The following is a 25,727-nucleotide window of genomic DNA, read 5'->3' on the forward strand; positions in this document are numbered from 1 at the left end:
GAAGCTAAGACTGACTGCGCCGATGGTACTGCACTCGGGAGGGTGTGGGAGAGTAGGACACCGCCGGACACCTTTTAGAAGGGCCTCAGATTGTGCACCAGTGATGGTGTCACGGTCTGGGGCCTTTCGCATACCCGGAGCGCCCACGCGCACCGGAAGAGCCCCGCCAGGGATCCTGGCGGGGCTCTGTGTGTTTCTGGGGTGATTGCGCACGCGCTCGTGCGCGTCCGTCGCTGCGCCGCCGTGTGCGCCGCAGCGCCTCGCTTAGATCAGTCCCCCGACCGCGCGACAGGCCCCCACCTGGGCCGACCCGCCCATCGAGGCGACGGCGGTGAGTAGGGCTCCGTATGGCCCGCGCCACTCGCTGTGCAGTGGGAGATCCTGCGCTGCGGGGATAGTGACGCTCGCGACCCAGGCCCCGTCACGATAGCTGAGCGGGAGTTCATCCCCGTTCAGCGTCGCGACGACCTCCGTGCCGTTCGTGTCGATGCTGACGCGGTACGTCCGCTCGAGCTCGGCGCTTCCCGCGTCACGGTCGGCACGGCGCGTGGACGACGGTGCCACGGCTTCGGCTGTGATGGTCACGGTCGGGTCCTCTGCTGCCCGCCCGGGCGCGGCCGGCGGCGCGGGATCCTGCGCCGCCGGTGTGCCGGGCTGGGGTGCTGGGACGTTCCCGCCGGGGGAACGCTTCGGGGTGAGTGCTGGCAGGGCCGGGCACCGCTCCGGTGGCCGCCGGAGTTGCGTGCCGTATTCGTACGCGGACGCGAAGCCGATGAGCCGCCAATCGTCGTAGGCGCGCCCGGCGAAGGTCAGCCCGACGGGCATCCCGTGCGTTGCCATGCGGCCCATGGGAACCGTGACGGTGGGAATGCCGTAGTGGCGTGGCACCAGGTTCCCGTTCGAGACGCCGACACCGTTGCGGAAACTGTGGGCGTGGGCCTCGGGGTCCCGTTCCGCGTCTTCGCGGCCCACGTCCGCGGCTGCCGGGAACACAAGCGCGTCGAGGCCGAGATCGTCGAGCCAGGCTTCGAGGTCCTCCTCGCGCGCGCGTTCGAGCCCGCGGAGTCCCGCTTCGAGATGCGCGAAGCCGCCCAGGTCTTCCGGGAGGCCCGTTCTGGCAAGTTCCACGTAGAGCGACATATCGAGGTCGTACACCGGATCGTAGATGCCGAGGCGATCCGGGATCGTACCCGCTGGCATCGGGTAGATCTGCGCCCCCACCGCGTCTTCGAGGCGCGACAGCTGCGGATCCCCGTTCGCGGCGAGGAAGTCATCGAACGCCCACGCGGTGAGCTCGTGCACTTCTTCTCTCAGATACCCGGCCGGCAAGATGCCGCGCTCCACGAGCGACGGGATTCCTGGCCGGTCGCGCTCGTAGCGCGAGACGGCGGGGAAGTCGACCTCGACGACCTCGGCGCCCAGCTGCTCGAGGGCCACGCGTGCCGCGTCCCATAGCGCGATGACATCCGGGTGGGTCTCGATGGGGTTGGGAGTCTCGGGGTCTTGGTTGATGTACATGCGCGGGATCCCGAGTCTGCGACCCCGCAGCGCGTCCGGATCGTGCAGCTGCTGGAAGTCGGCGGGCCGGAGCTCGCTGGGGCGAGGGAGCCGGATCCACTCCTGCCGGCGCCACAGATCGCCGCGCGTCTCCGGGTCGTCAACCACGAGGAGCTCCAAGATCTCAAGCAGGTCCGCCACCGAGCGCGTGTGCGGAACGACGACATCCATCGTGGGGGTGAGGGGCCAGTTGCCGCGTGTGGAGATGACTCCGCGCGACGGGGTGTACGCCACGAGCGCGTTGTTGGATGCGGGGGCGCGGCCCGATGACCAGGTCTCCTCTCCGAGGCCAAACGCGGCCATCGAGCACGTCGTCGACACCCCGGAACCGTTCGAGGAACCGGAGACGTAGGCCGCGGCGAGATATGCGGGATTGTAGGGGCTCTCGGCGCGCCCGTAGACCCCCCGCTGCATTCCGCCGTTTGCCATCGGGGGCATGTTCGTGAGGCCGAGCAGCACTGCCCCGCCGGCGCGCAGTCGCTCGATCGCGAAGGCGTCGCCCTGGGCAACGACGCCCGCAAAGGCGGGGGAGCCGGAGGCTGCGGTGAGCCCGGTAGCGAGGTAGCTGTCTTTCGCGGTGTACGGGATGCCATCGAGCGGCCCGAGGAGACGCCCGGCAGTGCGCCGCTCATCGGAGGCCCGCGCCGCGGCGAACGCCCCGGGGTCGAGAATGGGGATGGCGTTGAGCCTGGGGCCGCTGCGGTCGTAGTGCGCGATCCGGCGCAGGTATTCGTGGACGAGTTCGACACTCGTCACCGTGCCTGCCTCAAGCGCGCCGCGGAGATCCGCGATGCTGGCCTCGACGATGGAAATCGGGTGCAACTGAGCCTCCTTGCCCGGGGCAACACCAGTTATTGCCATACCGGACAATAACACAGTTCAGCGAACTCCACGACTGAGGTGCCCCGGTGTCCCGCGGCTAGAATGGGCGGTATGGAAGCGCCGCGATCCCGGGCCCGGAGGATGTCCCCTGAGGCGCGCCGCGCCCAGATCTACGCGGCGGCACGCGAGCTCGCGCTCGCCGAGGGGCTGCACGCCATCTCCAAGCGAACCCTCGCCGCCCGCCTCGGCATCGCCCCCGCGCTCGTTGGCCACTACGCCGTTTCCATGGAATCGCTCGTCGCGGAGACCTTTTCGGCGATCAGCGCGCGCGAGCTCGCCGAGGTCCACGCGCTGGTTCAGGGTGCGGACGGGCCCCGTGACCGGCTGGCGGTGCTGCTCCGGGCGCTGCTCGAGGGCGGGCGGGAAGATGTCACCGCCGTGTGGGCCGACGGGTGGAGCCTGGGCCGGCGGTCCGAGGCGCTCGCCCAGGCCGTGCACGAGCAGATGTCCGCGTGGGAAACGGCGCTGTGCGAGATCGTGACCGCCGGGGTGCGTGCGGGCGACTTCCGGGAGCTCGACGTTCCCGCCTTCGCTCGGGGCGTGATGGGCATGGTGGATGGCCTGAACGCCCAGGCGCTGGTGCGCCGGCGCGTGGGTGCCGCGCGCGAGGCCGGGGAGCGGGGCGAGCTCGTGATGCGGGTCGTCGCGCTGGAGCTGGGCGTAGACCCCCGCGCGTTCGCGGCGTCGGATCGCGCCCCCGGGCCGCGGGCTCCGGGCGTCGCCCCGTCGCGCGACTAGCCGCAACCGGCCGCTACCGACCGCTACTGGATGCGACGAGCCGCAACCGACCGCGACCGGCCGCGACTTGCTGCGACTTGCCGCGACCGACCGCGACTTGCCGCGCCCGTCCGCGACCGGCCGGGGCGCTTCCCTGGCGCTGCGCCGCGGGTCTTGACAGCCCGGCGGCCCGCCACCTACGCTCTCCCACAAGTATTGTCCACCTGGGCAATATGCTCGGGGTGCGGCGATGACACGCCCTGGCCGAGATTCAGTGGCGAATTCGGAAGTGGGGCACCCATGAACAGGCGTGCGTATGTGGCGGTGGCGGCGATCGCGGGGATGTTGCTCGGAGGGTGCGCCTCGGGCGCGCGCGGGAGCTCCTCGGAGGGTGCGGCTCGCGAGCTGTTGGAGGTGACCCCGGCCGCCGCCGGGGAGCTCGACGTGCTGCGCTGGAACTCGACGTTCGGGGAGCCCGCCTCCCTCGACCCGATCAAGGCGTTCAACTATCCGGAAAACACCGTGGTGGCCAACCTCTGCGAGGGGCTGTTCCAGATCCAGCCGGACTTCTCGGTGCAGCCCCACCTTGCGTCCAGCGTCGAAGCTGTCGGCGACCGCACGTACGTGTTGCAGATCCGAGAGGATGTCACGTTCTGGGACGGGTCGCCGATGACCGTCGACGACGTGATCTTCAGCTTGGACCGGCACCGCGACGCGGCGGAAGGAAGCTACTGGGCCTCCGAGACGACCGCGAACATTGCGGGCATCGAGCGCACGGGCGACTGGGAGGTGACGGTCCGCCTGACGGAGCCCGACACGACCTTCGTCGAGCAGCTCGCCACGAACGTCGGATTCGTGGTGAGCCGAGCGCACCGCGAGCAGGCCGGCAGCGACTACGGCAACCCCGACGCCGGGGTCATGTGCACCGGGCCGTTCTCGGTGGCGGCATGGAAGCAGGGCCAGGCGATCCAGCTCGAGCGCTTTGACGGGTACTGGCGGGAGGATCGCCGCGCGCACGCGCAGCGCGTGGAGCTGTCGTTTGTGCTGGATCCCACCGCCATCGCCAACGGCCTCGAAACCGGGGAGCTGCAGGGCAGCTACGACGTCCCGCTCAGCGCGCTGAGCCAGCTCGGGCAGAGCGAGGCCGGCGAACTGTTCGCCGGACGCGGGATGCAGCTGTTCGCGATCGCCGGGACGGGGGAGGGGGCCTTCGCGGACCCGGCGGTGCGCACCGCGCTCACCCGTGCGACGGACCGCGCGGCGATCGCCGAACTCGTCTTCGAGGGGACGGCCACCGCCGCCACGTCCCTGGTGCCGGCCGATGTGTGGGCCGCCATCCCGGGAGTGGCCGAGGAGCGCGCGGCGCAGCTCCCCGACTTCAGCCTGGACGTTGCGGCAGCGAAGGAGGCGCTCGCCGAGGCGGACGTCGACATCACGCAGCCGATCCGGATCGCCTACGGCAGTGAGCGCACCCACTACGCCGACGTGCTGAACGAGGTCTCGCGGGCCGCGGCCGAGATCGGGCTGACCGTTGAACCGGTCGGCGTGCCGAGCGCGCAGTTCGGGGCGTTCTTCTCGGATCCTGCGGCGCGTGCGGGCTACGACGGCTTCGTGACGACAAACTACCTGAGCGGTCCGGACCCGCTGCCTTTTCTCCGGTCGATCGCACACACAGCGGGTGACCAGAACTTCTCCGGGTTCTCGGACCCCGAGATCGACGCGGCCCTCCAGCACGCGGCCGCGATCGAGGATCCGGAGGAGCGTGCGCGCGCCACGGTGGCCGCGGAGGCGCTCATCCTCGACGCGCAGCCGTGGGTGCCGATCGCGGACCTCTCGGTGCGGCTGTTCATGAACCGAGAGGTCACGGGCGCCCCGGCCTCGTTCGTGTACCTGTACTACCCCTGGGCCGCCGACATCGGATCCGCCGAGTAGCCATGACGTTGCGCAGGGGGGATCGCCCCGCGGGAGGTCGATTCCCGGATATCGAGTGTCGCGCGCGGCACCTCGCGGAACTCGGCCGTGGGGCGCCCCTCGGCGAGGCGCACGGCGACCTCCACCGCGAGGGCGGCGATGCCCTCGGGGTGCAGATCGAGGGTGGTGACGCTCGGTGTCGACATGCGGTTCTGCATCGCGCCGGATCCGGCGGCGATCAGTACGTCCTCGGGTACGCGCATGCCGCGCGCGGCGACGGCGGCGTTCAGGCCCGCCGCGTGCCGGCCGGTGAGGCAGAACACGGCGTCGGGGTGGCTGCCGTCCGCGCCGAAGAAGCGCTCCGCCGCGGCCTCGCCCACGCGCTCACCCTCGACCTCGGGGAAGGCTGCCAGATCGGGCTGCTGGCCGCGCCGGGCGCACCAGTCGCGGTAAGCGTCCTCGGACTCCCGATTCCAGGCGTTCTGGTCGGTGCCGGTGAGCAGTGCGATCCGGGTCCCGCCGGCCTCGGCGAGGTGATCCAGCACGAGGATGGCTTCTTCCCAGTCGCGGGTGGCCAACTCCACGAACTGCCCCGGGCGTGCGGGATCGGATCCCACCGACACAAACGGGATATTTCGCTCGGACAGCATGGTGAGGACCGGATCGTTCTCGAAGGGCTCGGTCACGATGTAGGCGTCCGCGGCAGTGGCGCTGAGCGGGGCGTCGGGGCGCGTGGGATCGTCGATCAGCATCATGCTGTAGCCGTGCTCCATCGCGGCGAGGGAGGCCGCTCCCGACATGCGGAGGAAGTAGTCGACGCCTTCCGGGAGGAAGGTGTCGAGGCTGTGCAGGGGTCGGATGACCAGCGCGAGCAGGCCGAGCCGGGAGCTCTGGAGTCCCTGGGCGATGGGGCTCGCGCGGTAGCCGATCTCGGCGGCGACTCGCTCGATGCGTTCGACCGTCTCGCGGCGCACGGTGCCCTTCCCGTTGAGGGCGTGGGAAACGGTCGTGGGAGACACCCCGGCCGCCTTGGCCACGTCCTTAATGGTTGCTCTGCCGCTTCCTCGCATTCCGTCAGACTACCCACAGTTTCTGCGCGCCGCCCGCCCGCCGCCCCGCGGGCGGGGAAGGAAACCGCGGCGGGAGGATAGATTTCCCAAACCGTTTTACCCAAACCGTTTTGGGTGCTACGATCCTTCCAGGGTCTTCGCTCGACGCACGGTCGGGCAGGGGAGATTCAATGACGAAACTTCGAACAGGAGAACAACGTGAAACTCGCACCGACGCGGGCCGCAGTCGCCCTCTTTGCCATCGCGGGACTCGCTCTCGCGGGTTGCGCATCCGGAAGCCGCGGCGGCGACGCCGGCGGCACCGAGGACGGGGCTGCGCTGCTGCAAACCACCCCGAAGCCCGCCGCCGTCGCCGACAAGGTGGTCTGGAACTCCACCTACGGTGAGCTCGCCAGCCTCGACCCGGTCAAGGCCTTCAACTACCCCGAGAACACGATCGTCTCGAACCTCTGCGAGCCGCTCTTCCAGATGCAGCCGGATCTCTCGATCCAGCCGAACCTCGCGACCGAATCGGACACGAGCGATGGCAAGGTCTGGACGATCAGCCTGCGCGACGATGTGACGTTCTGGGACGGCACCCCCATGACCGTCGAGGACGTCGTGTTCTCGATCAACCGCCACCTCGTCCCCGAAGAGGGCAGCTACTGGGGCGGCGGCGTCGTCGCCAACATCGCCTCCGTCGAGGGCACCGGCGCGAACGAGATCACGATCACGCTGAACACCCCCGACTACACCCTCCCGTCCTCGCTGAGCACGATCATCGGTGTCGTGGTGCAACAGAAGCAGCGCGAGGCCGCGGGCGAGAACTACGGGAACCCCGAGACCGGCGTCATGTGCACGGGCCCGCTGCAGTTCACCCCCGGTGACTGGAAGCAGGGGCAGTCGATCACCCTCGACCGCTACGACGGCTACTGGAACGCCGACAAGCAGGCGCAGGCGAAGCAGGTGGAAATCGGGTTCGTCGTCGACCCGACCGCCATCGCCAACGGCCTCGCCACCGGTGAGATCCAGGGCTCCTACGACGTGCCGCTCCCGGCGCTCGGCCAGCTGGGCTCGAGCAGCACCGGCACGCTCTACGCGGGCCAGGGCATGCAGGACATGGCAATCATTTCCACCGGTGAGGGCCTCTTCGGAGACCCCGTCGTGCGCCGCGCCCTGACCCGGGCGACGGATCGCCAGGCCATCGCTGACACCGTCTACGAGGGCACCGGCACCGTGGCCCGCTCGGTCGTCCCGCAGTCCGCATGGGACGCGATCGAGGGTGTGGCCGAGCTGCGCGACGAGCAGCTCCCCGACCTGAGCTTCGACCTGGACGCCGCGAAGGCGGAACTCGAGGCCGCAGACGTCGATCTGTCGCAGCCGATCAAGATCGCCTACCCGAGCGAGCGCGGCTTCTACGCCGACATCCTGAACGAAATGGCGAACGGGGCGAAGGAGCTGGGCATCACGCTCGAGCCCACCGGCGTTCCGAGCGCCCAGTTCGGCGCGTTCTTCTCCGACGCTGAGGCGCGCAAGGGCTTCGACGGCTTTGTCACGACCAACTACCTGAGCGCTCCGGACCCGCTGCTGCACCTGATCAGCGTCGCAAAGACCGGGAGCGACCAGAACTACGCCGGCTTCTCCGACCCCCAGGTTGACGCCGCGCTTGACGCCGCAATCGGCGAGAGCGACGCCCAGAAGCGCGCCGAGCTGACCGTCGAGGCCGAGGCCATGATCATGGAGGCCCAGCCGTGGGTCCCGATCAACGACCTCGCCGTGCGCCTCTACATGGACGAGAGCATCACCGGCGCACCGGCGTCCTTCGTCTACCTGTACTACCCGTGGGCCGCTGACATCGGCGCAACCGCCTAGTCTGCGCATCCAGCAGCAGGAAGGGATCATTCATGGTCTACCTCGGTAAACGGCTCGCCGCACTCCTCGGCGTGCTCATCGTGTCCAGCTTCATCGTGTTCTCGGGGATGTACCTCGCCCCGGGCAGCCCCGAGCAGTTCCTCGTGCAGGGGCGCACGGTGAGCCCGGAAGTGCTCGCGGCGATCCGCGCGCAGTACGGCCTGGACGATCCCTTCCTGCTGCGCTACTGGCACTGGCTCGGTGACGTCTTCCAGGGCGACCTCGGCCGCTCGCTGCTCACGCAGCAGGACGTGACCACGCTCGTGGCATCGCGCCTCCCGACGACGCTCGCCCTGGCCGCCTACGCGGCGATCCTGATCGTGATCTTCGGCGTGGGCCTCGGCGTGCTCGCCGCAACGAAGTCCGGCGTCTTCGAGAAGCTCGTCGTGTTCGGATCCAACCTCGGCTTCGCGGTGCCGACGTTCTTCGCCGCGCTTGTCCTCATGTTCCTCTTCGGCTCGAGCCTGGGCTGGTTCCCGGTGTCGGGATCCGGCGAGGGCTTTGTGGACCGCCTCTGGCACCTCACGCTTCCGGCCGTGGCGCTCGCGTTCCCCGGGATCGCGGTCGTGGCCCGCATCACCCGCACCGCGGTACGTGAGGAGCAGGACTCCGAGCACGTGATCATGGCGATCGCGCGCGGCGTGCCGAAGCAGCTGGTGCTGTGGCGGCACACGATCCGCAACTCCATGCTGCCGGTCTCCACCGTGATCGGCACGCAGATCGCCGGCCTCCTCGCGAGCGCCTTTGTGATCGAGTACGCGTTTACGCTCGACGGCATCGGCTCGCTGCTCGTGAACTCGGTGCAGAAGAAAGACTTCGCGGTGGTCCAGGCGATCGCGCTCATCATGGTGCTGGCCTTCGGCCTCATCAACCTCATCGTCGACCTGCTCTACGCAGTGATCGATCCCCGGGTCCGGCTCACCAAGGGAGTGGCAGCGCGATGACCGATCAGAACTTCACGAAGCGCCCTGACGCGAACACGCGGGCGCAAGATACCGTGGCGGTGCAGTTGCTGCGCAAGCACCGCGGCGACGTTCCGACCTCCGGCTGGCGGCTGCTGCAGCGCCGCCTCGGGCCGGTGGGGGTCGTGAGCCTCGCGATCATCGTGCTCGTGGTGCTCATGGCCGTGCTCGCGCCAGTGATCGCCCCCTACGATCCGTACGAGGGCAGCGTCACCGCGCGGCACGAAGCCTGGAGCCTCGCCCACCTCATGGGGACGGATCAGTCCGGTCGCGACATCCTGTCCCGCATCATGTGGGGTGCGCGCACCAGCCTCATCGGCCCCACCATTGTGATCGTCATCACCGCGTTCCTTGCGACCACGCTCGCGCTCACGGCGGTGTGGTTCGGCGGCAAGGTGGACGCCTTCATCAGCCGGATCCTCGACATCCTGTTCGCGTTCCCCAACATGCTGCTCGCGATCCTCGCGGTCGCGATCTTCGGACCGTCGCTGATCACCGCCTCGATCGCACTCGCGATCGGCTTCACCCCGTACTCCGCACGCGTGATCCGTTCGGTGGCGCTGCGCGAGCGGAACCTGCCGTACGTCGCCTCCGCACAGCTGCAGGGCATCTCCGGCTTCCTCATCACGGTGCGCCACATTCTGCCGAACGTGCGCACGCAGATCCTCACCGGCATGACCATCAACTTCGGCTACGCCATGATCGAGCTCGCCGCGCTCTCCTTCCTCGGGCTGGGGGTCCAGCCGCCCACACCCGACTGGGGCCTCATGGTCTCCAACGGCCAGGCGTCCCTGCAGCAGGGGTTCTGGGAGCAGAGCATTTTCGCCGGCCTCATGATCGTCATCACCGTCGCCGCGTTCGGGTACGTCGGTGAACAGCTGGGCGGCCGCAAGGCCGCGGGAAGGACCCGCTGATGCTCGAAATCACCGACCTCGTCCTCACCGTCACTGACCCGGACACCGGGCAGGAAACGGAGATCCTGCACGGCAACTCGATCACCCTCGGCGCGGGCGAAGCCCTGGGCCTTGTGGGGGAATCCGGCTCCGGTAAATCGATGACGCTGAAATGCATCCTCGGCATCGAACCCGCGGGCGCACGCGTTGACGGCCGGATCGTGCTCGAAGGCACGGACTTGCTGGGTGCCGGCGGCGAAGAGCTGCGCCGGATCCGCGCCAACGACCTCGCGCTGATCGCGCAGAATCCCCACGGTGCCCTGAACCCCGTCCTCCCCGTCGGCCGCTACCTGATCGAGGGCATGACCGACGCGCGCAGCATGAGCCGACGCGACGCGGAAGCGAAAGCCGCGCAGCTGCTCCGCGACGTCGGGATCGCCGACGCGGAGCGCGTGCTCGCCTCCTACCCCCACCAGCTGTCCGGCGGGCTGCTGCAGCGCGTCGTCATCGCGGGGGCGATCTCGGGATCTCCGAAGCTGCTGCTCGCCGACGAGCCGACGACCGCGCTCGACGTGACCACCCAGGCGGAGGTCGTCGCGATCCTCGACGAAATGCGGCGCGAACACGGGCTCTCGATGATCTTCGTGACCCACGACCTCGACCTCGCGGCGGCCGTGTGCGACCGCCTCGCGGTGATGCGCAACGGCGAGATCCTCGAGATCGGCACCCCCGAACAAATCCGGGACCAGCCGCAGACCGATTACACCCGCGCGCTGATGGCGGCGCGACCCATGCTCTACCCGGACGGCCACCCGGCCGCGTTCCTCGCGGACACCGAGACGACGGAGGCGCAGTGATGAATGACGTCACCCCACCCCAGGCCCCCGGGGCCGATCCGGCACCGATCATTGAAGCCGAGGGGCTGCAACGTACCTTCCACCTGAGCCGCAAGGCGAGCGTCACGGCGCTCGACGACGTCTCGTGCGTGCTACGTACGGGCACGTGCCTCGCGGTCGTGGGCGAGTCCGGATCCGGCAAATCAACGCTGGCGCGCGTGATCGTGGGCCTCGAATCGGCGGACGCCGGCTCCGTGCGCATCGCGGGTACCGCGGTGAAGCCGACCACGGCGCGCGCGGCGCTGCGTGAACGGGCCAAGCTCGTGCAGATGGTGTTCCAGGATCCGCAAGGCTCCCTGAACCGTTCGCTCCCGGTCAGCGCGACGATCGACGAGATGCTGCGCGCGCACCGTCCCGACCTCGACCGCGCCGGGCGCCGCGCTCGGGTGCTGGAGCTCTTTGCGGAGGTCGGGCTCACCGAGCGGCACGCGGACGCGAAGCCGGCCGCGCTCTCGGGCGGGCAGAAACAGCGCGTCGCGATCGCGCGGGCGCTCGCCGCCGAGCCGCGGATCATCGTCCTGGACGAGGCCGTGTCGGCGCTCGACGTGTCCGTCCAAGCGCAGGTCCTTGACCTGCTCAAGCGGCTTCGCGAAGAGCACGGCCTCTCCTACCTGTTCATCACGCACGACCTCTCCGTGGTGCGCGACATCGCCGACGACGTGGTGGTGATGCGGCAGGGCCGGATCATCGAGCGCGGCACGGTCGATGACGTGCTCGACGCGCCGCAGGATCCGTACACGCAGCTGCTCATTGCCTCCGCGCCGCGTCCGGGGTGGAAGCCCCAGCGCGGACTTCGCGCGGCACTGCTGGGCACCGCCACCTAGCCGGATGGGGATCGCCCCGGCGCCGTTGACCGGCGCCGGGCGGTTCGCCGTCCGCACGCACCCTTCGCCGGCCCGATCCGGCGCACCGATTTCAGAAAGAACGAGATGACCGAGAAGCACACCCGACTCCATGTCCAGGTCGCGGGCGACACCGCGCACGAACTGGGCGTTGCCCGCGGCACCGCGCTCCGCGAAAGCCTCGCGGACGCCGCAGCGCGCTACGAAGGCCTGTTCCGCATGGCGGGCGTGAGCGAAGCGCGCGAACGCGCCGGCGTCACGGCAGTGCTGGACACCCTCGCCGCGTGGCGGCCGGACGTTGTCGCGGAACTCGAGGGCATCGCGGCGGGGTCCGGGGTGAGCCTCGCGCAGGTGGTCGCGCTGAACGCGCGCACCGAGATCCTTGCGCTGGGGAACCGCGGCGGGCACGAGTGCTCCACGGTGACGGCGATGATCGACGGGCAGCGCCTCGGCGTGCAGACCTGGGACTGGCACATCGAGTTCGACCCGTTCTGGCACACGCACGAGGTGACCGGCCCGGGGCACCGGTTCGTCGGGCTCACCGAGCAGGGCATCGTGAGCAAGATCGGGATGAACGAGGCCGGGCTCGGCCTCCACTTCAACATTCTGGGGCACCGCGACGACCGGCCCTCCGGGGTGCCGATGCACGTGCTGTCGCGCGTCGTGCTCGCGGAGTGCGCGACGATCGCGGAGGCGCTGGAGCTGATCCGGAGCGCCCCGATCACCTCGTCATCGGCGTTCACCATGGTGGACGCGACTGGCGCGGTGTCGGTCGAGATGAGCCCCGCCGGGGTGTTCCCGATCCCCGAAGTCGCGGGCTCGGTGCAGCGCACGAACCACTTCCAGCACGAGGCGCCGCTCGCCGGTCAGAAGAGTGCGCTCTACGAGCCGGACTCCTCGGAGCGCCTGGCACTGATGCGTGAGCGGCTCGCCGGCGGGCTGCCCACGGCTGCCGCAGCGATGGTCGAGCTGCTGGTATCCGACGAGACGCAGCCCCCGCTCACCTGCGTGGCGGACATGAGCAAGGAGTTCGGCGAGCGCTGGGCCACGCTCGCGACCGTGATCACCGATCCCGGGGCGCACACGATCCGGATCCTGGACGGCATGCCGACTGACGCTGAGACGGGGGAGTGGCGCACGCTCGTCGCGTAGCGCCGATCCGGCGGTCCGTTCCGGCGGCCAGGCGTGGCGGTTCGGTGGTCCGGCGGCCCGGTGGTCCGGTCCGGTCCGGTCCGGCGTGGCGGTGGTCCGGCGGCCCGGTCCGATCCGGCGTGGTGGTCCGGGAGCGCCCCCGCCCCCACGCCTGCCGGCACCGCCGGGCTCACCTGCGTCGCCCCACCCGAGGCAAATTATCTTGCCCGAGTGATTTATCGCGATATTTCCATCGTTATGGATAAATTGCCTCGTGTTGGAGGGGCCTGGGCGGGGCGCGGAGGTGCGGGGCGGCAGGGCGGGAACGCGGCCCCGCCCTACCGCCCCCGCCCGCGCGAGCTAGGAGACCGGCTGGCCGTCCACGTAGGTGGCGAGCACGGCGGTCTGCGCGAGCTCCTCGGGCGTGATCGCGAGGGGATCCGCGGCAAACACCGTGAGGGCGGCACGCGCGCCCGGGACAAGCACGCCCTCGTCGGTCGAGCCGATCGCGCGGGCAGCGTGCACCGTGTATCCCTCCAGCGCCTCCTGCGCGGAGAGCGCCTGCTCGGGCTGCACCGGTGCGAGCTCCGGGTGCGCGAGCGGGACGCGCAGGATCGTCTCCGCCATCATCTCCCGCGGGTCAAAGGGCGTGACCGGCCAGTCGCTGCCGAGCGCGAGCACCGCGCCGGAGTCCCGGAGATCCTTGCACCGCCAGCCGTGCCCCGCGCGCTCGTGGCCCAATCGCACGGACCAGTTGTCGCTTCGGTCGGCGCGGGTGTGCCGGGTGCCGTGGATCGGCTGCATGCTGGCGGCGACGCCGAGCGCCGCGAAACGCGGCACCGTGTCATCAGGGATCGTCTCGATGTGCTCGATGCGGTGGGCCGCGCGTCCCGCGATCTCGCCGAGCGACTCGATCGCGTCGAGCACGAACGACACGCCCCGATCGCCGATCGCGTGCGTCGCCGTGGCGATCCCGCGCTCCGCGTAGAAGCGGAGTGCCCGGCGATAGGCCTCGGGGTCGGTCCAGATCGAACGCAGGCCCTCGCCGTAGCAGTCCGGGCTCGCGAGCCACGCCGAGCCATTGTCGACGGTGCCGTCGATCATGAACTTCACGCCCTCGACGCGCCAGCGTCGGCCATGCAGACCCTGAAGGTCCGCGATCCGCGTGAGCTCCGCCGCGCCGGCACCCGGGGGGACCATGGGGGAGAACCGGAGCCGAAGCGGGAGCTCGCCGCGCGACTCGAGCAGCTCCAGCACGTCCTGACTGCCCGGGTGGAAGTCCATCACGTGGGTGCCGGTGAGACCGGCGCGGGCCATGCCGGCGAGAACCGTGGACAGACGTTCGGCTCGCGCCGCGAGCGTCTCCTCGGGGATCTGGTCCAGGACCAGGGTCATCGCCGCGAGTTCAAGGAGGTAACCGGTGGGCACCCCGGCCTCGTCGACGCCCACGGCGGACTCATCGGGGAAGGTCTCCGTCCCGGTGAGGCCCACGCGCTCGATCGCGGCGCTGTTGATCACCGCGGAGTGCGCGTCGCGCATCCGGAGAAACACGGGGTGGCCGCCCGAGGCGTCATCGAAGATCCTGCCGGTGAACCCGATCCCGGTGAAGATATTGGGGTCCATGCCCCATCCGAACACCCATGTGCCCGGGGCCGCCGCGGCGGCGGCCCCGGCGATCCGCGCCTGCGCCTCGGCGAGACTCAGGTCGGTGAGTTGCACCCCGCGGGTGAGCTCGAGTCCGAACACGATGTGGGTGTGTCCATCCACGAGCCCGGGCGTGATGGTGGCCCCCGGGTACTCCTCACGCTGGGTGTCCGGGCCCAGGTGCGGGCGCAGGCTTTCGGGGGTGCCGACCGCGAGGACGCGGTCGCCGACGAGCGCCACGGCGGTGGGCGGCTCGGGCGTTGCCGCGGCCATGGTATGGACGGCGGCGCCCACGACGAGGCGGTCTGCGAGCGGGGGCGTGGACGACGTGGACATGCGGGCTCCTCGGGTCGGGGTGGGGGCTGTGGATTACTGGCGGGCAGCCGCGTCGGCGCTCGCGGGCACGGGGAGCGCGGTGGTGTTGCCGTCCTCGAACTTGCGGCGGCTGCGCGAGATCACGAAGAGGGCGGCACCGAAGACGAGGCTGGGCGCCGTGACGATCAGCGCGTACTGCAGCGGGCTGAGGACGCCGACGAGCTGGCCGCCGATGAGGGGGCCGAACGCAACGCCCGCGAGGTAGAAGCCGGAGACGATTACTCCGACGCGGCCGGTCACGTCCATCACCGCGGCGAGGCCCGTCACGAGCACGAGGATGGCGCCGTACATCACGCCCCAGACCAGGATCGACACGCTGTAGGCCACGGCGGAACCGCTCGTGATCATGATGAACTTTGTGACGGTGCTGAGCGCGATGATCAGGGCGAGTGACCAGCTGCGTCCGAGCCACTTGAGGGCGAGCGGCGCAAGCAGGGCACCGACGAGCCCCCCGCCGACCTTCCCCGCGAGCAGCAAGCTCGAGGTCTCCGGGGAGACGCCAGCCTGCACGGAGAGCACACTGGTCATCGAGTACACCATGTCCTCGGTGAGGGACCACAGGCACATGGAGACGGCGATCACGATGGTGGTGATCGTCAGCGCGCGGCTCGTGGGGATCAGCGCGGTCGCGGGGGAGGCGGGCTGCGCCTGGCGTCCGGCGCCGGCCTCGGGGAGGTTGGGGAGGCCGCCCGCGAGGATCAGGCCCAGCACGCCGAGTGCGGTGATCACGATGAGCACGGAGCGAAGGTCGTTATGGAACAGCGGGGCGATGGCGAGCAGCGCGGTCGCGCCGAGACGGTTGATCACCATGACCGTGGTCACGGTGCGGTCGGGGTTCTGGGTGGAGGAGGCCGCGGCGGTGCCGGTCGCGATCATCACGCCGGCCCCGATCCCGCCCAGCATGAGGCCGCCCATCACCGCGGGAGTGGTGAGCAGCGCGGCGGCGATGCCGTAGCCGACGATCATGGCGATGAGGCCGATCCGGCCGAGGCGCGGCCGATCCGCGTGGGCGATGAAGCGGGTCGTGACGAACATCGCGACCGCGGAGCCGGCGGTCATGCCGGTAGCCAGAGCGCCGGCGGTTGCGATGTCGACGCCGAGATCCTGCACCATGGCGGCGATCAGCACGGGGACGAGGTTCGCGGCCATGAGTGCGAAGACCCAGGTGCCAACGAAGCCCATGATGACCTTGCCGGTGAGTGCGGTGAGCCCGGAGGCGGGTGGGGCGGTGGTGGACACGGGGTGACTCCTTTGTCGTGCGGAACGGCGGGGTGGGGCGGGAGCGCACGCGGAGGTGCGGCACGCAAGTGCGGGAACGTTCCCGCACTGCGTAAATATACGGCGGGATACGCGGGAACGCAAACCGGACGTCCCCGGAATCATCGGTGACGTGCCCGCGGCATGGTGGGCCACGAGCCTCCGGGGCGGTGGGTCGGGTGCCCTGGGAATCCACGGCGACGTGCCCCCGGAATCCTGGGCGGGCCGCCCCCGGGGCGCGGCCGGTGGCGGCCCGTAGACTGATGCGCATGGCGTCTTCTGGAGTGACGATTGTGGACATTGCGCGGGCGCTTGGGGTTTCCAAAACGGCGGTGTCGTCTGCGCTGCACGGCCGGGGTCGAGTGTCCGAGGAGACACGGCAGCGCGTGCTCGCACAGGCCGAACGCATGGGGTACGTGTCGAACCGCGCCGCGCAGCGCCTGCGGGGTGGCCGGCACGGCGCGATCGGGCTCCATCTCCCCGCGGATCTGCGTGAGCTCGCGTTCTACATGGAATTTGCGTTCGGGGTCGCCGATGCGGCCGCGCTCGCGGGGGTCGATTTGCTGCTGCGCACCGCACACACGGGCGGCGCCGCACGGCCCCAGATCGACGGGCTGTTGATCGTGGATCCGACGCCCGCGACCTTTGGCGGTGCCGTTGCCGGCCTCGGCGATGTCCCTGTCGTGGCGGTCGGCGAGTACCGCGGGCCCGAACGGGAGCGGATCGCCGCATGGATCGCCGCGGACCATCGGGGGCTGGCGGGCGAGGTGCTCGATGCCCTCGCCGACACGGGAGCTTCGCGGCCCGCGCTCGCCGCCATCGAATCGGATCGGGAACCATTCTGGGCAAGCCAGGTCGTCGCGGGGTACGAGGACTGGTGCGCGAAGCGCGGCGTCACGCCGGAGATCCGGCGGGTGTCCGTGACCCCCAACGACGGGGAGATCGCGGCCACGCTGGAGGCGGTTGCCGCGGGAGGGTGCGATGGGCTGCTGTGGGTGGCGCAGGGCATCGTGCCGCACGCGCTCGCCCTGCAGGCGCAGGGGGTCGCGGCGAACGTGCGCATGGGGGCGATGGCGACCGAGCTGGGCCCGCCCCGGGTCGTCGGCGTCGACCTCCGTCCACGGGAGTACGGGCGGGCCGCGGCGGAGCTGCTCCTGCGCGTGCTGGCCGGCGGCGGGGGCGAGCAGCTCGGCCACGACGCGGTGATCGTCCGACCCGAGGCTGCCACCCCGCGCCTCACCTGAGGCAAATTATCTTGCCCGAGTGATTTTTCGCCATATTTCCATCGCCGTAGATAATTTCCCTCGTGTAGGAGGGGCGGCAGGGGAGGCCGGGACGCTCGGCCTATGCGGCGCGCAGCAGTTCGCGGACGCGCGGGATCACCACGTCGCCGTAGCGTTCGATGCTCGCCATGAGCTGCGCGTGCGGCATGGTGCCGTTCGCGTATTTCAGGTCGAAGCGGTCGGCTCCGAGCGTCCGCACGGTCGCCGCGATGCGCTGCGCCACGGTCTCCGGCGAGCCGACGTAGAGCGAGCCGCTGTCTGCCTCGCGCTCGAACTCGGCGCGCGTCGCGTTCGGCCAGCCGCGCTCGGCTCCGATGCGGTTCCGATTCGCCTCGAAGTGCGGCCAGAGCTCGTCGCGGGCGGCGGCGTCGGTCTCGCCGACGTGGCCGGGGGAGTGCACGCCGAGCGGCATGGGCGCGCTTCCGACCTCCTCCTGCGTGCGCCGGTACAGCTCTGCGAACGGGAGGAACCGGGCCGGGTCGCCGCCGATGATCGCGAGCATCATGGGGATTCCGTACTGCACGCTGCGCAGCACCGACTGTGGGCTGCCGCCCACCCCGATCCAGGCGTTCACGCCGTTCGGCTGCTCGGTCTTGGGGTAGACCTCCTGCTCGACGAGGGTGCTGCGGTGGCGGCCCGACCAGGTGACGGGCCCCTCTTCGCGGAGCCGCGCGAAGAGATCGAGTTTCTCGGTGAACAGCGTCTCGTAGTCTTCGAGCCGGTACCCGAACAGGGGGAACGACTCCGTGAAGGAGCCGCGGCCCAGGATCACTTCGGCGCGGCCGGAACTCACTGCGTCGAGGGTGGCGAAGCGCTCGTACACGCGCACCGGATCGTCGCTCGAGAGCACGGTGACGCCGGTGCCGAGCAGGATGCGCTCGGTTTTCCCCGCAATAGCAGCGAGCGCGATCTCGGGGGAGCTGAGCGCGAAGTCGTCGCGGTGGTGCTCGCCGAGGGTGATGGCGTCGACGCCGAGCGCGTCGGCGCGGGCGGCCTGCTCCACCACGTCGCGGAGCACCTGCGCGTGAGAGGCGCGGGTGCCGTCTGCCGCCGTGGTGACGTCGCCGAACGTGTCGAGGCCGAGGATGAGCTGCTCGGCGGAGGCGCCGGCAATGGTGCGCGGAAGGGTCATACGGGTCTCAACACCCGGTTCGCCCCGCCTATTCCGGCGCGGACCCGGGCCATACCCGACGCGGAACCGCGGCGGCGCGGACCCGGGGCGTACCCGGGGCGTACCCGAGGTGGCGCGAGGGCTGGCGCGTGTGACGCGAGGGCTGGCGCGGGCGGCGCGAGTACGCGCGGGGCCGTTAGCGCGGGCGGCGCGAGACGAGGTAGCCGAGGGCGGCACCTGCGACGCCGAAGAGCACCGGCCAGACCCAGAACAGGCCGAAGTCGAGCAGCGCGCCGACGGCGGCGGCAAGCAGGAGCAGCTCGAACAGTGCCGCGGCGAAGCGGTCCACGCGCAGCACCGGGCGGGGCGAGAGGAACAGCGCCCACAGGAGCACGGCGAGCGCCAGCATGCCGAGCCCCGTGAAGATCCCGGGGAACGGGAGTGGCCATGCGAGGAAGCCCCAGACCGTGATGATGACGATCGCGGCGAGCTGGAACAGTCCCCGAACCAGCTGAAGTGTGGCGTTCGGGGCTGCGGGCTGAGAGGTGGAGCTAGTCACACCCTCCATGGTACCCGCTGCGCGCGGTGCGCCGGACCGGTGCCGGAGGACCGCGCGGTTGCCGTGGTACAGGCCCTCCGCCCGCAAGTGGTCCATTCAACTCCCGGCGGATACCGTAACAACATGGACCAAGCGAGCGGGCTGAGCGCGGCGTTCCCGGGACCTGTGGTGTCCGGGATCCGCGGCGTGCGCGCGCTCGACGCCGCAGGCCGGTTCAGCGAGCCGCGCCGGATCGGGTGGGCCGACGGCCGCTTCACCGAGTCGCCCGCCCCAGGGCTCCCGGCGGCCCCGGCGGCAGACGAGCTCGACGGAACCGGGTACTGGCTGATTCCCGGCCTCGTCGACACGCACGTGCACGCCGCGTGGCACGCCTTCACCGAGCCAGACCGCGCCGCGCTCGGCCCCGAAGCGACCGCGCGCGCAACCGCGGACGGCCTCGCCCGAAACCTCGCCGCGGGCATCACGCAACTGCGCGACGCGGGCGGGCTGACCCCGGAGGCGCTCGCCGCCGTGCCCGCCGGGCGGCGGCCCCGGGTGCAGCTTGCGGTGCGGATGCTGGATCGCGCCGCCGCGGACGCCGCCGGAGGGCTCGACGCCGCCGTGGAGGACGCGCTTGCCGCGGGGGCGCGCTGGATCAAGCTCGTGGCCACCGCGGGCGTCGCGGCCCCGGCCGGGACCGGCCTCGACCCGGTATTCACTGCCGCCGAGACACGCGACGCGGTGCGGCGGGCGGAGCGCGTGGGCGCGGGCACCATGGTGCACGCCTGGGGCGGCGCGGCCATCGACTTCGCGATCGACGCCGGGGCGACCAGCCTCGAACACGGCATCTTCCTGACCGACGCACAGGCCGCCCGCGCCGCCGCGGCCGGGCTCACCTTCGTCCCGACGCTGCGGATTTACACCCTCGTGCAGCGCATGATCGTGGACGGCGCGCTCCCCGCGGCGTTCCGCGCCCGAGTCGACGAGGCGATCGCGGCGCACCCGAACGCGGTACGCCGGGCACGAGATGCGGGCCTCACGATCGCCGTGGGCACCGACTCCGGCACGCCCGCGCAGCACGGGACCGCGCGGCTGGAGTTCGACGCCCTGGTTGCGGCCGGGCTCACCCCGAGCGAGGCGCTCACCGCCGCGACGCGGTCCGGCGCCGAGCTGCTCGCCCGCGTCGCCGAGACCCCGCAGGAAACGTCGGGCGTCCGAGGTGCCCCGGGACTCCCCGGCACCTCCGGCACTCCCGGCACCCCGGGTCTCCCCGGCACCCTCGCCCCGGGCGCGGTCGCGGACGCCGTGCTGCTCCGGCGCGACCCGCGCGAGCCGGGCGCGCTCTCCGACCCCGCAGCGGTCGTCGCCGTGCTGGCGCGCGGCGTGCTGCACGATCCCGCGACGCTGGACCCCCAGCGCGCCCACGCACCCATCCCACCCCGAGAGGACCCGAAGTGAAGATCGCATTCCCCGCGAGGCGCCGCCGCCTCGCCGCCGCAACGACCGCGCTCGCCGCCGCACTGCTGCTGTCCGCCTGCGCGGGCGGCACCGCTCCCGGCGCGGGCAGCGAGACGGCCAGCCCCGAGGCGGGCGGCACGCTGACCTTCGGCCGCGTTGCCTCGGCCAATGATCTCGACTTGAACCAGCAGATCACGGCGAACAACGCGTTCGCCATCGACAAGATTTTCGAACCCCTCGTGAGTTTCGACGCCGACGGGAAGATCGTGCCCTGGCTCGCCGAGTTCGAGACGAACGAGGCGGGCACCGAGTACCGCTTCACGCTCCGCGAGGGCCTGAAGTTCTCCGACGGCACCGACGTCGCCCCCGATGACGTGGTGTTCTCCCTGAACCGGCATCTCGAGGTCGGGGGGCCGCTGCCGCTCACCGCGCCAATCACGGAGATCGCGGCGACCGGCGACCGCGAGGTCACGATCACGCTGAGCGAGCCCTACACCCCGTTCCTCTCGGAGCTTGCAGGCTTCTCGAACGGCATCTTCCCGGCGGACTTCGGGGGCGCTGCGGAGGCCGAGTTCTTCCAGCAGCCGGTCGGGACCGGGCCGTTCGCCGTCAAGAGTTTCGATCCGAACGGTGACCTGGAGTTCGTGAAAAACGAACACTACTGGCAGGAGGGCAAGCCGTACCTGGACGGGCTCGTCTACACGGTTATTGCCGACGATGCGCAGCTACGGCAGCAGCTGGCGGCCGGGCAGATCGACGCGATCGACACGGTTCCCGCCGCGAACGCCGCTGAGGTCTCGAGCGCTGCCGACACCGAGCTTTCGCAGACCCCCGGCTGGGCGACCGAGCAGGTGTTCTTCAACACGCAGCGCGAAGAGTTCGCGGACCGCAACGTGCGGCGGGCGATCGCGCACGCCCTCGACCGCGAGGGCATCACCGCGGCGACGACCTTCGGCACCGCCGAGGTCGCGAACGCGCTGCTGCCGCCGACGATCACGGACTCCGCCAACGACACGGTCACCCCGCTCGACTTCGATCTCGACGCCGCGAAGGCGGAGCTCGCAGATTCCGCGTACCCGGATGGCTTCGCCACCACCCTGCTCATCCCGAGCGGCAACGCGCAGCGCGCGCAGATCGCGCAGATCGTGCAGGAATCGCTCGGCAAGATCGGGATCGACGTGACGATCGAGCAGCTCGACATTGCGGTGTTCCGTGAGCGGTTCCGCGCCTACGACTACGACTTCATGCTCAACAGCGGACAGTCGGATGCGCCGGATCCGAACGGCTTCATCACCTTCCAAGCCGACCCGGAAGGGTTCAGCAAGTCGTACTGGACCCACTTCACCGATGAGCGGGTGACGAAGCTCATGCACGAGGGGCGCACCACCCCCGAGGGCGAAGCGCGCACCCAGATCTACGCGGAGATCCAGCAGATCCTCGCTGACGAGGCACCGTACATCCCGCTGTTCTTCCCGGCGAGCCTGAAGGCGACGACGAGCGACGTGCACGGCTTCACCGTGCTCCCGAACAGCAGCGTCCTGTTCCAGGACGTGTGGCTTGCGGGCGGCGGCGCGACTACAGTGAGGACGTGGTGAGGACGGACGGACAGCAGCCGGGGAATGCGCGGGCGACGTGGCGCACGGCGCTGCGCGCGCTCGGCCGCGTACTCGCCCGGGTGGTCCCCGTGATGCTCGGCGTGGTCGTCGCCGTGTTCTTCCTCCTCCGGATGGTGCCGGGAGATCCGGCGGCCATGATCCTCGGTGACCGTGCGACGCCACAGTCGATCGCCGCGCTCCGCGCGCAACTGGGGCTCGACCTGCCGCTGTGGCAGCAGTTCACTGACTTCTGTGGGGGGCTCATTACCCGCTTCGACACGGGAGACTCCCTGGTCACCGGCGTCTCCACGCGTGACTTGATCCTCGCGAAAGCGCCCGTGAGCCTCGGCATCGTGGTGCTCGCCGTGGTGCTGGCGATCCTCATCGCGGTGCCGCTCGCGGTGACGGCCGCGCTGCGCCAGGACGGCTGGGCGGATCACGTGATCCGGATCCTGCCCGCCGTGGGCATGGGGATGCCGCTGTTTTGGATCGGCCTGCTGCTCATCATCGTGTTCGGGGTGCAGCTGCGCTGGTTCCCGGTCGGAGGCGTCGGAACCGGCCCCGGGGAGCCGCTGCGCAGCCTGTTCCTGCCCGCCCTCGCCGTGGCGCTCGGGATGGCCCCGCCGCTGATCCGCTCGCTGCGCGCGCAGCTCATCGAGGTGCTGCACGCAGACTTCGTGACGACCCTGCGGGCGGCCCGGGTCCCGGAGCGCCGGATCGTGTTCCGGCACGTGCTGCGCGGGGCGGCGCTGCCCACGCTGACACTGCTGAGCGTCAACACCGCCTACCTGATCGGCGGCACGCTTGTCGTGGAGAAGGTGTTTGGGATCAACGGGATCGGCACGTTGCTGTTCCAGTCGATCGGCACGCGAGATTTCCCCGTGGTGCAGGGCATCGCGCTGTACTGCGCGGTGCTGGTGGTCGTGGTGACGACGCTCGCTGGCGTGCTGTCGGCGGTGCTGGATCCGCGGCTGCGCGCGGCGGACGCGGCGGACGCACTCGCCGGTGCCGCGGACGCCTCGGCGCAGCTGCCCGCGGGTGGGGCGGCACGATGAGGGCGGCGAGCTGGCGGCGCGCGGCCGCATCTCCCGCGTTCGTGACCGGCGCGATCCTCACCCTCGCGCTCCTCGCCGCGGCGTTCTTCGCGCCGGTGATCGCGCCCGCGGACCCCGCCGCGCAGAACCTCACGGGGGGCCTCCTGCCGCCCTCGGCCGAGCACTGGTTCGGCACGGACCAGCTCGGCCGCGACGTGTTCTCGCGGATCCTGTACGCCGCCCAGACCGACCTCCGGCTCGCGGTCACCGCGGCCCTCGCCCCGTGGGTTATCGGCGTCACGGTCGGGCTCGTCTCCGGGTACTTCGGCGGCGCGACCGATTGGATCGCGTCCCGGGTCACCGACACGGTGATCGCGTTCCCCTTCTACGTGCTCGTGATCGCCATCGTCTTCGCGGTGGGCGCGGGGGAGGGCGGGATCATCCTCACCTTCGCGCTCGTCGGGTGGGTGGGGTACGCCCGCGTGCTGCGCGCCATGACGGCGGCGTTGCGCGAATCCGGGTGGGTGCAGGCCGCCCGCGGCGGCGGACTCTCCCACGCGCGGGTGCTGCTGCGCCACGTGCTGCCGAACGTGCTGCCGCAGGCGATCGTGCTGCTCGCGACCGAGATCGTCCTGATCATGGTCGCGATCGTCACGCTCGGGTATCTCGGGCTCGGGATCCAACCGCCCACCCCGGACTGGGGCACCATGATCGCGGACTCGCAGCAGTTCGTGACGACGCACTGGTGGCTGCCGACCTTCCCCGGCCTCGCGGTGGTGCTCACGGGCATCGCGTTCTCCCTGCTCGGCGACGGGATCGGCGACGTGCTGCGGCTCGATGCCGGGCGCGGGGCTCGGACTCGGAGCCGCCGGCCGGTGCAGGCGACGGGGGCCGGTCCTGCGACGGGGGCGGTGCAGGTGGCCCGGGCTGCTGAGGCGGCCGCGGCCGTGCCCCCGGCACGGGGGCTCGGCGAGATTTCCGCGGGCGCGGTGCACGTGCGGGGTTTGCGCATCACGGCCGCGGGACGGCCCGACGCCGCCCCGCTCGTCGCCGCCCTCGACCTCGAGGTGGCCCCCGGCGCGGCACTCGGGATCGTGGGGGAATCCGGCTCGGGCAAGAGCCTGACCCTGCGCGCGCTGCTCGGCCTGCCGCCCCGCGGCGTGCGCGTCGCCGCCGACGAGCTCCGCGTGGGCGGTCCCGTCGGCATGGTGTTCCAGGATCCGCTCACCGCGCTGGATCCGTTGACCCGGGTGGGAAGTCAGCTGCGGGCCGCAGTGCAGGCAAGCGCCCCGGCGGGAGCCCGCCGCGACCGTGCGGCAACCGCGGCCCGCGTGCGCGATCTGCTCGCGGCAGTGCAGCTGCCGGATCCCGGACGGATCGCCCGCTCGTACCCCCACCAGCTGTCTGGCGGGCAGCGACAGCGCGTGGTGATCGCGCTCGCCCTCGCGGGGGACCCGGCCGTGCTGCTCTGCGACGAACCGACCACCGCGCTCGACGTGACCGTGCAGCGCGGCGTGCTCCGCCTGCTCGACGAGCTGCGCCGCAGCCGCGGGCTGACACTGGTGTTCGTGAGCCACGATCTCGCCGTGGTCGCGGAGCTGTGCGACCGGGTCATCGTGATGCGCGGCGGCACGGTCGTGGAGGCGGGACCGACCGGCCGGATCGTGCGCGAGCCGGAGCAGCCCTACACGCGGGAGCTCCTGCACGCCGTGCCGCGGTTGCCGCGTCTGACGCCGCAGGCGGTGCCGGAGCGCGCACCGGCACCCGGCACCGTTCGCGCCGCCGCGGGCTCAGCCGCCGCGGGCTCAGTAGCCGCGGGCTCAGTTGCCGAGGGCTCAGCCGCCGCGAGCACGCTCCCCGGAGCCGCCGCCGCGGTCGCCGCCGGTTTCGTTGCGGGCCCGGCCGCGCAGGCCGGTCCCGCGCTGCTCGAGGCCCGGGACGTCCGCGTCGCCTACGGCCGATCCGTTGCCGTCACCGGGGCCACCTTCGCGCTGCCCGCCGGCACCGCGCTCGGGATCGTCGGGGAGTCCGGATCGGGGAAAACCACCCTCGCGCGCGCGATCGTGGGACAGCTCCGTCTCGCGGGTGGTGAGATCCGGCTCGACGACACCGTGCTCGGAGCGCGGCGCACCGGGTCCGAGCTGCGAGACATCCAGCTCGTCCCGCAGGACCCGACCTCATCGCTGAACCCCAGGCTCACGGTGCAGGACACGGTGGGTGAACTCTTGCGGGTGCACCGCGTTGTCCCGCGTCCGGCCGTGCACGCCCGGGTGCGGGAGCTGCTGGAACGGGTGCGGCTCGATCCGGCGCTCGCCGCCGCGTTCCCCCACGAACTGTCCGGCGGCCAGCGGCAGCGCGTGGCCCTGGCCCGCGCGCTCGCGCTGTCGCCGCGGGTGCTCGTTGCGGACGAACCGACGAGCGCCCTCGACGTTGCGGTCCAGGCGAGCATCATCGAGCTCCTGGGCGAGCTACAGCGCGAGCTGGGGCTCGGAATTGTGCTCATCTCGCACGATCTCGCCGTGGTTCACGCGCTCTGCGACCGGGTGCTGGTGATGCGCGGGGGACGGATCGTCGAGACCGCCGGGCGAGAGTTTTTCCGGGCTCCCCGGTCCGCGTACGGACGCGAGCTCCTTGCCGCCGTGCCGCGCCTGGAGTGATCGGGGCGGAATCCGCTGCGCCGC

The 25,727-nt window shown here is 71.0% G+C and carries 18 protein-coding genes and 1 pseudogene; 13 read left to right on the forward strand and 6 right to left on the reverse strand.

Annotated elements, in window-relative coordinates:
• Positions 1 to 705 precede the first annotated feature (705 nt).
• A pseudogene (locus tag D3230_RS09850) lies at positions 706 to 2,418 on the reverse strand (amidase); the annotation flags it as partial.
• 72 nt (positions 2,419 to 2,490) lie between these two features.
• On the opposite strand from D3230_RS09850, the gene D3230_RS09855 reads away from it, so the two are divergent.
• Both D3230_RS09855 and D3230_RS09860 read left to right on the forward strand, forming a co-directional pair.
• The gene (locus tag D3230_RS09855; protein WP_202344880.1) at positions 2,491 to 3,177 is read left to right on the forward strand and encodes a TetR family transcriptional regulator C-terminal domain-containing protein; all 687 of its coding nucleotides are present in this window, start codon (positions 2,491 to 2,493) and stop codon (positions 3,175 to 3,177) included.
• A gap of 279 nt (positions 3,178 to 3,456) precedes the next feature.
• Entirely contained in the window at positions 3,457 to 5,088 is a 1,632-nt protein-coding gene (locus D3230_RS09860) for an ABC transporter substrate-binding protein (RefSeq protein WP_202344881.1), read from the forward strand.
• Here D3230_RS09860 and D3230_RS09865 read toward each other — a convergent pair.
• A complete protein-coding gene (locus tag D3230_RS09865) occupies positions 5,052 to 6,137 on the reverse strand; it encodes a LacI family DNA-binding transcriptional regulator (RefSeq protein ID WP_202344882.1) in 1,086 nt (361 codons plus the stop codon). The genes D3230_RS09860 and D3230_RS09865 overlap by 37 nt on opposite strands.
• 198 nt (positions 6,138 to 6,335) lie before the next feature.
• Between D3230_RS09865 and D3230_RS09870 the strand changes: the two genes are divergently transcribed.
• The 6 genes from D3230_RS09870 to D3230_RS09895 all read left to right on the forward strand — a co-directional run bounded on the left by D3230_RS09870 (position 6,336) and on the right by D3230_RS09895 (position 12,772).
• On the forward strand, positions 6,336 to 7,988 hold the full coding sequence (locus tag D3230_RS09870) for an ABC transporter substrate-binding protein (protein ID WP_202344883.1): 1,653 nt from the start codon (positions 6,336 to 6,338) through the stop codon (positions 7,986 to 7,988).
• Positions 7,989 to 8,020: 32 nt separating this feature from the next.
• The gene (locus D3230_RS09875) at positions 8,021 to 8,971 is read left to right on the forward strand and encodes an ABC transporter permease (RefSeq protein WP_202344884.1); all 951 of its coding nucleotides are present in this window, start codon (positions 8,021 to 8,023) and stop codon (positions 8,969 to 8,971) included.
• Positions 8,968 to 9,903: an ABC transporter permease gene (locus tag D3230_RS09880; protein WP_202344885.1), complete on the forward strand. Its 936-nt coding sequence runs from the start codon at positions 8,968 to 8,970 to the stop codon at positions 9,901 to 9,903. Before D3230_RS09875 ends, D3230_RS09880 begins: the two co-directional genes overlap by 4 nt.
• Complete coding sequence (locus D3230_RS09885; protein WP_202344886.1) at positions 9,903 to 10,739, forward strand: ABC transporter ATP-binding protein; 837 nt, start codon at positions 9,903 to 9,905, stop codon at positions 10,737 to 10,739. The genes D3230_RS09880 and D3230_RS09885 overlap by 1 nt, the downstream gene beginning before the upstream one ends.
• Entirely contained in the window at positions 10,739 to 11,602 is an 864-nt protein-coding gene (locus D3230_RS09890; RefSeq protein WP_202344887.1) for an ABC transporter ATP-binding protein, read from the forward strand. The genes D3230_RS09885 and D3230_RS09890 overlap by 1 nt, the downstream gene beginning before the upstream one ends.
• 105 nt (positions 11,603 to 11,707) lie before the next feature.
• On the forward strand, positions 11,708 to 12,772 hold the full coding sequence (locus D3230_RS09895; protein WP_202344888.1) for a C45 family autoproteolytic acyltransferase/hydrolase: 1,065 nt from the start codon (positions 11,708 to 11,710) through the stop codon (positions 12,770 to 12,772).
• A gap of 339 nt (positions 12,773 to 13,111) precedes the next feature.
• Here the strand turns inward: D3230_RS09895 and D3230_RS09900 are convergent, their stop codons facing one another.
• Together D3230_RS09900 and D3230_RS09905 are read right to left on the reverse strand one after the other, a co-directional pair.
• Positions 13,112 to 14,731, reverse strand: coding sequence for an amidohydrolase (locus D3230_RS09900; protein ID WP_202344889.1), 1,620 nt, complete (start codon positions 14,729 to 14,731; stop codon positions 13,112 to 13,114).
• 33 nt (positions 14,732 to 14,764) lie between these two features.
• Positions 14,765 to 16,009, reverse strand: coding sequence for an MFS transporter (locus D3230_RS09905; RefSeq protein WP_202344890.1), 1,245 nt, complete (start codon positions 16,007 to 16,009; stop codon positions 14,765 to 14,767).
• Between the two features lie 287 nt (positions 16,010 to 16,296).
• On the opposite strand from D3230_RS09905, the gene D3230_RS09910 reads away from it, so the two are divergent.
• Positions 16,297 to 17,271, forward strand: coding sequence for a LacI family DNA-binding transcriptional regulator (locus D3230_RS09910; protein WP_202344891.1), 975 nt, complete (start codon positions 16,297 to 16,299; stop codon positions 17,269 to 17,271).
• Positions 17,272 to 17,371: 100 nt separating this feature from the next.
• Here the strand turns inward: D3230_RS09910 and D3230_RS09915 are convergent, their stop codons facing one another.
• Positions 17,372 to 18,442: an LLM class flavin-dependent oxidoreductase gene (locus tag D3230_RS09915; protein WP_202344892.1), complete on the reverse strand. Its 1,071-nt coding sequence runs from the start codon at positions 18,440 to 18,442 to the stop codon at positions 17,372 to 17,374.
• Between the two features lie 175 nt (positions 18,443 to 18,617).
• The gene (locus D3230_RS09920) at positions 18,618 to 18,980 is read right to left on the reverse strand and encodes a DUF2568 domain-containing protein (protein WP_202344893.1); all 363 of its coding nucleotides are present in this window, start codon (positions 18,978 to 18,980) and stop codon (positions 18,618 to 18,620) included.
• A 123-nt stretch (positions 18,981 to 19,103) separates the two neighbouring features.
• On the opposite strand from D3230_RS09920, the gene D3230_RS09925 reads away from it, so the two are divergent.
• The 4 genes from D3230_RS09925 to D3230_RS09940 are packed head-to-tail and all read left to right on the forward strand — an operon-like array spanning position 19,104 to position 25,703.
• Positions 19,104 to 20,417, forward strand: a complete 1,314-nt coding sequence (locus tag D3230_RS09925; protein WP_202344894.1) for an amidohydrolase family protein — start codon at positions 19,104 to 19,106, stop codon at positions 20,415 to 20,417.
• Positions 20,414 to 22,012 (forward strand): ABC transporter substrate-binding protein, encoded by a 1,599-nt coding sequence (locus tag D3230_RS09930; protein WP_202344895.1) that lies wholly within the window; start codon positions 20,414 to 20,416, stop codon positions 22,010 to 22,012. The genes D3230_RS09925 and D3230_RS09930 overlap by 4 nt, the downstream gene beginning before the upstream one ends.
• Complete coding sequence (locus D3230_RS09935; RefSeq protein ID WP_337249149.1) at positions 22,006 to 23,067, forward strand: ABC transporter permease; 1,062 nt, start codon at positions 22,006 to 22,008, stop codon at positions 23,065 to 23,067. The genes D3230_RS09930 and D3230_RS09935 overlap by 7 nt, the downstream gene beginning before the upstream one ends.
• A complete protein-coding gene (locus tag D3230_RS09940) occupies positions 23,064 to 25,703 on the forward strand; it encodes an ABC transporter ATP-binding protein/permease (protein ID WP_202344896.1) in 2,640 nt (879 codons plus the stop codon). Before D3230_RS09935 ends, D3230_RS09940 begins: the two co-directional genes overlap by 4 nt.
• Positions 25,704 to 25,727 lie beyond the last annotated feature (24 nt).

Source organism: Leucobacter chromiireducens subsp. solipictus (assembly GCF_016758195.1).
GTDB lineage: Bacteria > Actinomycetota > Actinomycetes > Actinomycetales > Microbacteriaceae > Leucobacter > Leucobacter solipictus.

What these genes read in the sequence shown, in the direction of transcription:
- D3230_RS09855 (WP_202344880.1), top strand. Translation starts at nt 2,491, where the DNA reads ATGGAAGCGCCGCGATCCCGGGCCCGGAGGATGTCCCCTGAGGCGCGC.
- D3230_RS09860 (WP_202344881.1), top strand. Translation starts at nt 3,457, where the DNA reads ATGAACAGGCGTGCGTATGTGGCGGTGGCGGCGATCGCGGGGATGTTG.
- D3230_RS09865 (WP_202344882.1), bottom strand. Translation starts at nt 6,137, where the DNA reads ATGCGAGGAAGCGGCAGAGCAACCATTAAGGACGTGGCCAAGGCGGCC.
- D3230_RS09875 (WP_202344884.1), top strand. Translation starts at nt 8,021, where the DNA reads ATGGTCTACCTCGGTAAACGGCTCGCCGCACTCCTCGGCGTGCTCATC.
- D3230_RS09880 (WP_202344885.1), top strand. Translation starts at nt 8,968, where the DNA reads ATGACCGATCAGAACTTCACGAAGCGCCCTGACGCGAACACGCGGGCG.
- D3230_RS09885 (WP_202344886.1), top strand. Translation starts at nt 9,903, where the DNA reads ATGCTCGAAATCACCGACCTCGTCCTCACCGTCACTGACCCGGACACC.
- D3230_RS09890 (WP_202344887.1), top strand. Translation starts at nt 10,739, where the DNA reads ATGAATGACGTCACCCCACCCCAGGCCCCCGGGGCCGATCCGGCACCG.
- D3230_RS09895 (WP_202344888.1), top strand. Translation starts at nt 11,708, where the DNA reads ATGACCGAGAAGCACACCCGACTCCATGTCCAGGTCGCGGGCGACACC.
- D3230_RS09900 (WP_202344889.1), bottom strand. Translation starts at nt 14,731, where the DNA reads ATGTCCACGTCGTCCACGCCCCCGCTCGCAGACCGCCTCGTCGTGGGC.
- D3230_RS09910 (WP_202344891.1), top strand. Translation starts at nt 16,297, where the DNA reads ATGGCGTCTTCTGGAGTGACGATTGTGGACATTGCGCGGGCGCTTGGG.
- D3230_RS09915 (WP_202344892.1), bottom strand. Translation starts at nt 18,442, where the DNA reads ATGACCCTTCCGCGCACCATTGCCGGCGCCTCCGCCGAGCAGCTCATC.
- D3230_RS09925 (WP_202344894.1), top strand. Translation starts at nt 19,104, where the DNA reads ATGGACCAAGCGAGCGGGCTGAGCGCGGCGTTCCCGGGACCTGTGGTG.
- D3230_RS09940 (WP_202344896.1), top strand. Translation starts at nt 23,064, where the DNA reads ATGAGGGCGGCGAGCTGGCGGCGCGCGGCCGCATCTCCCGCGTTCGTG.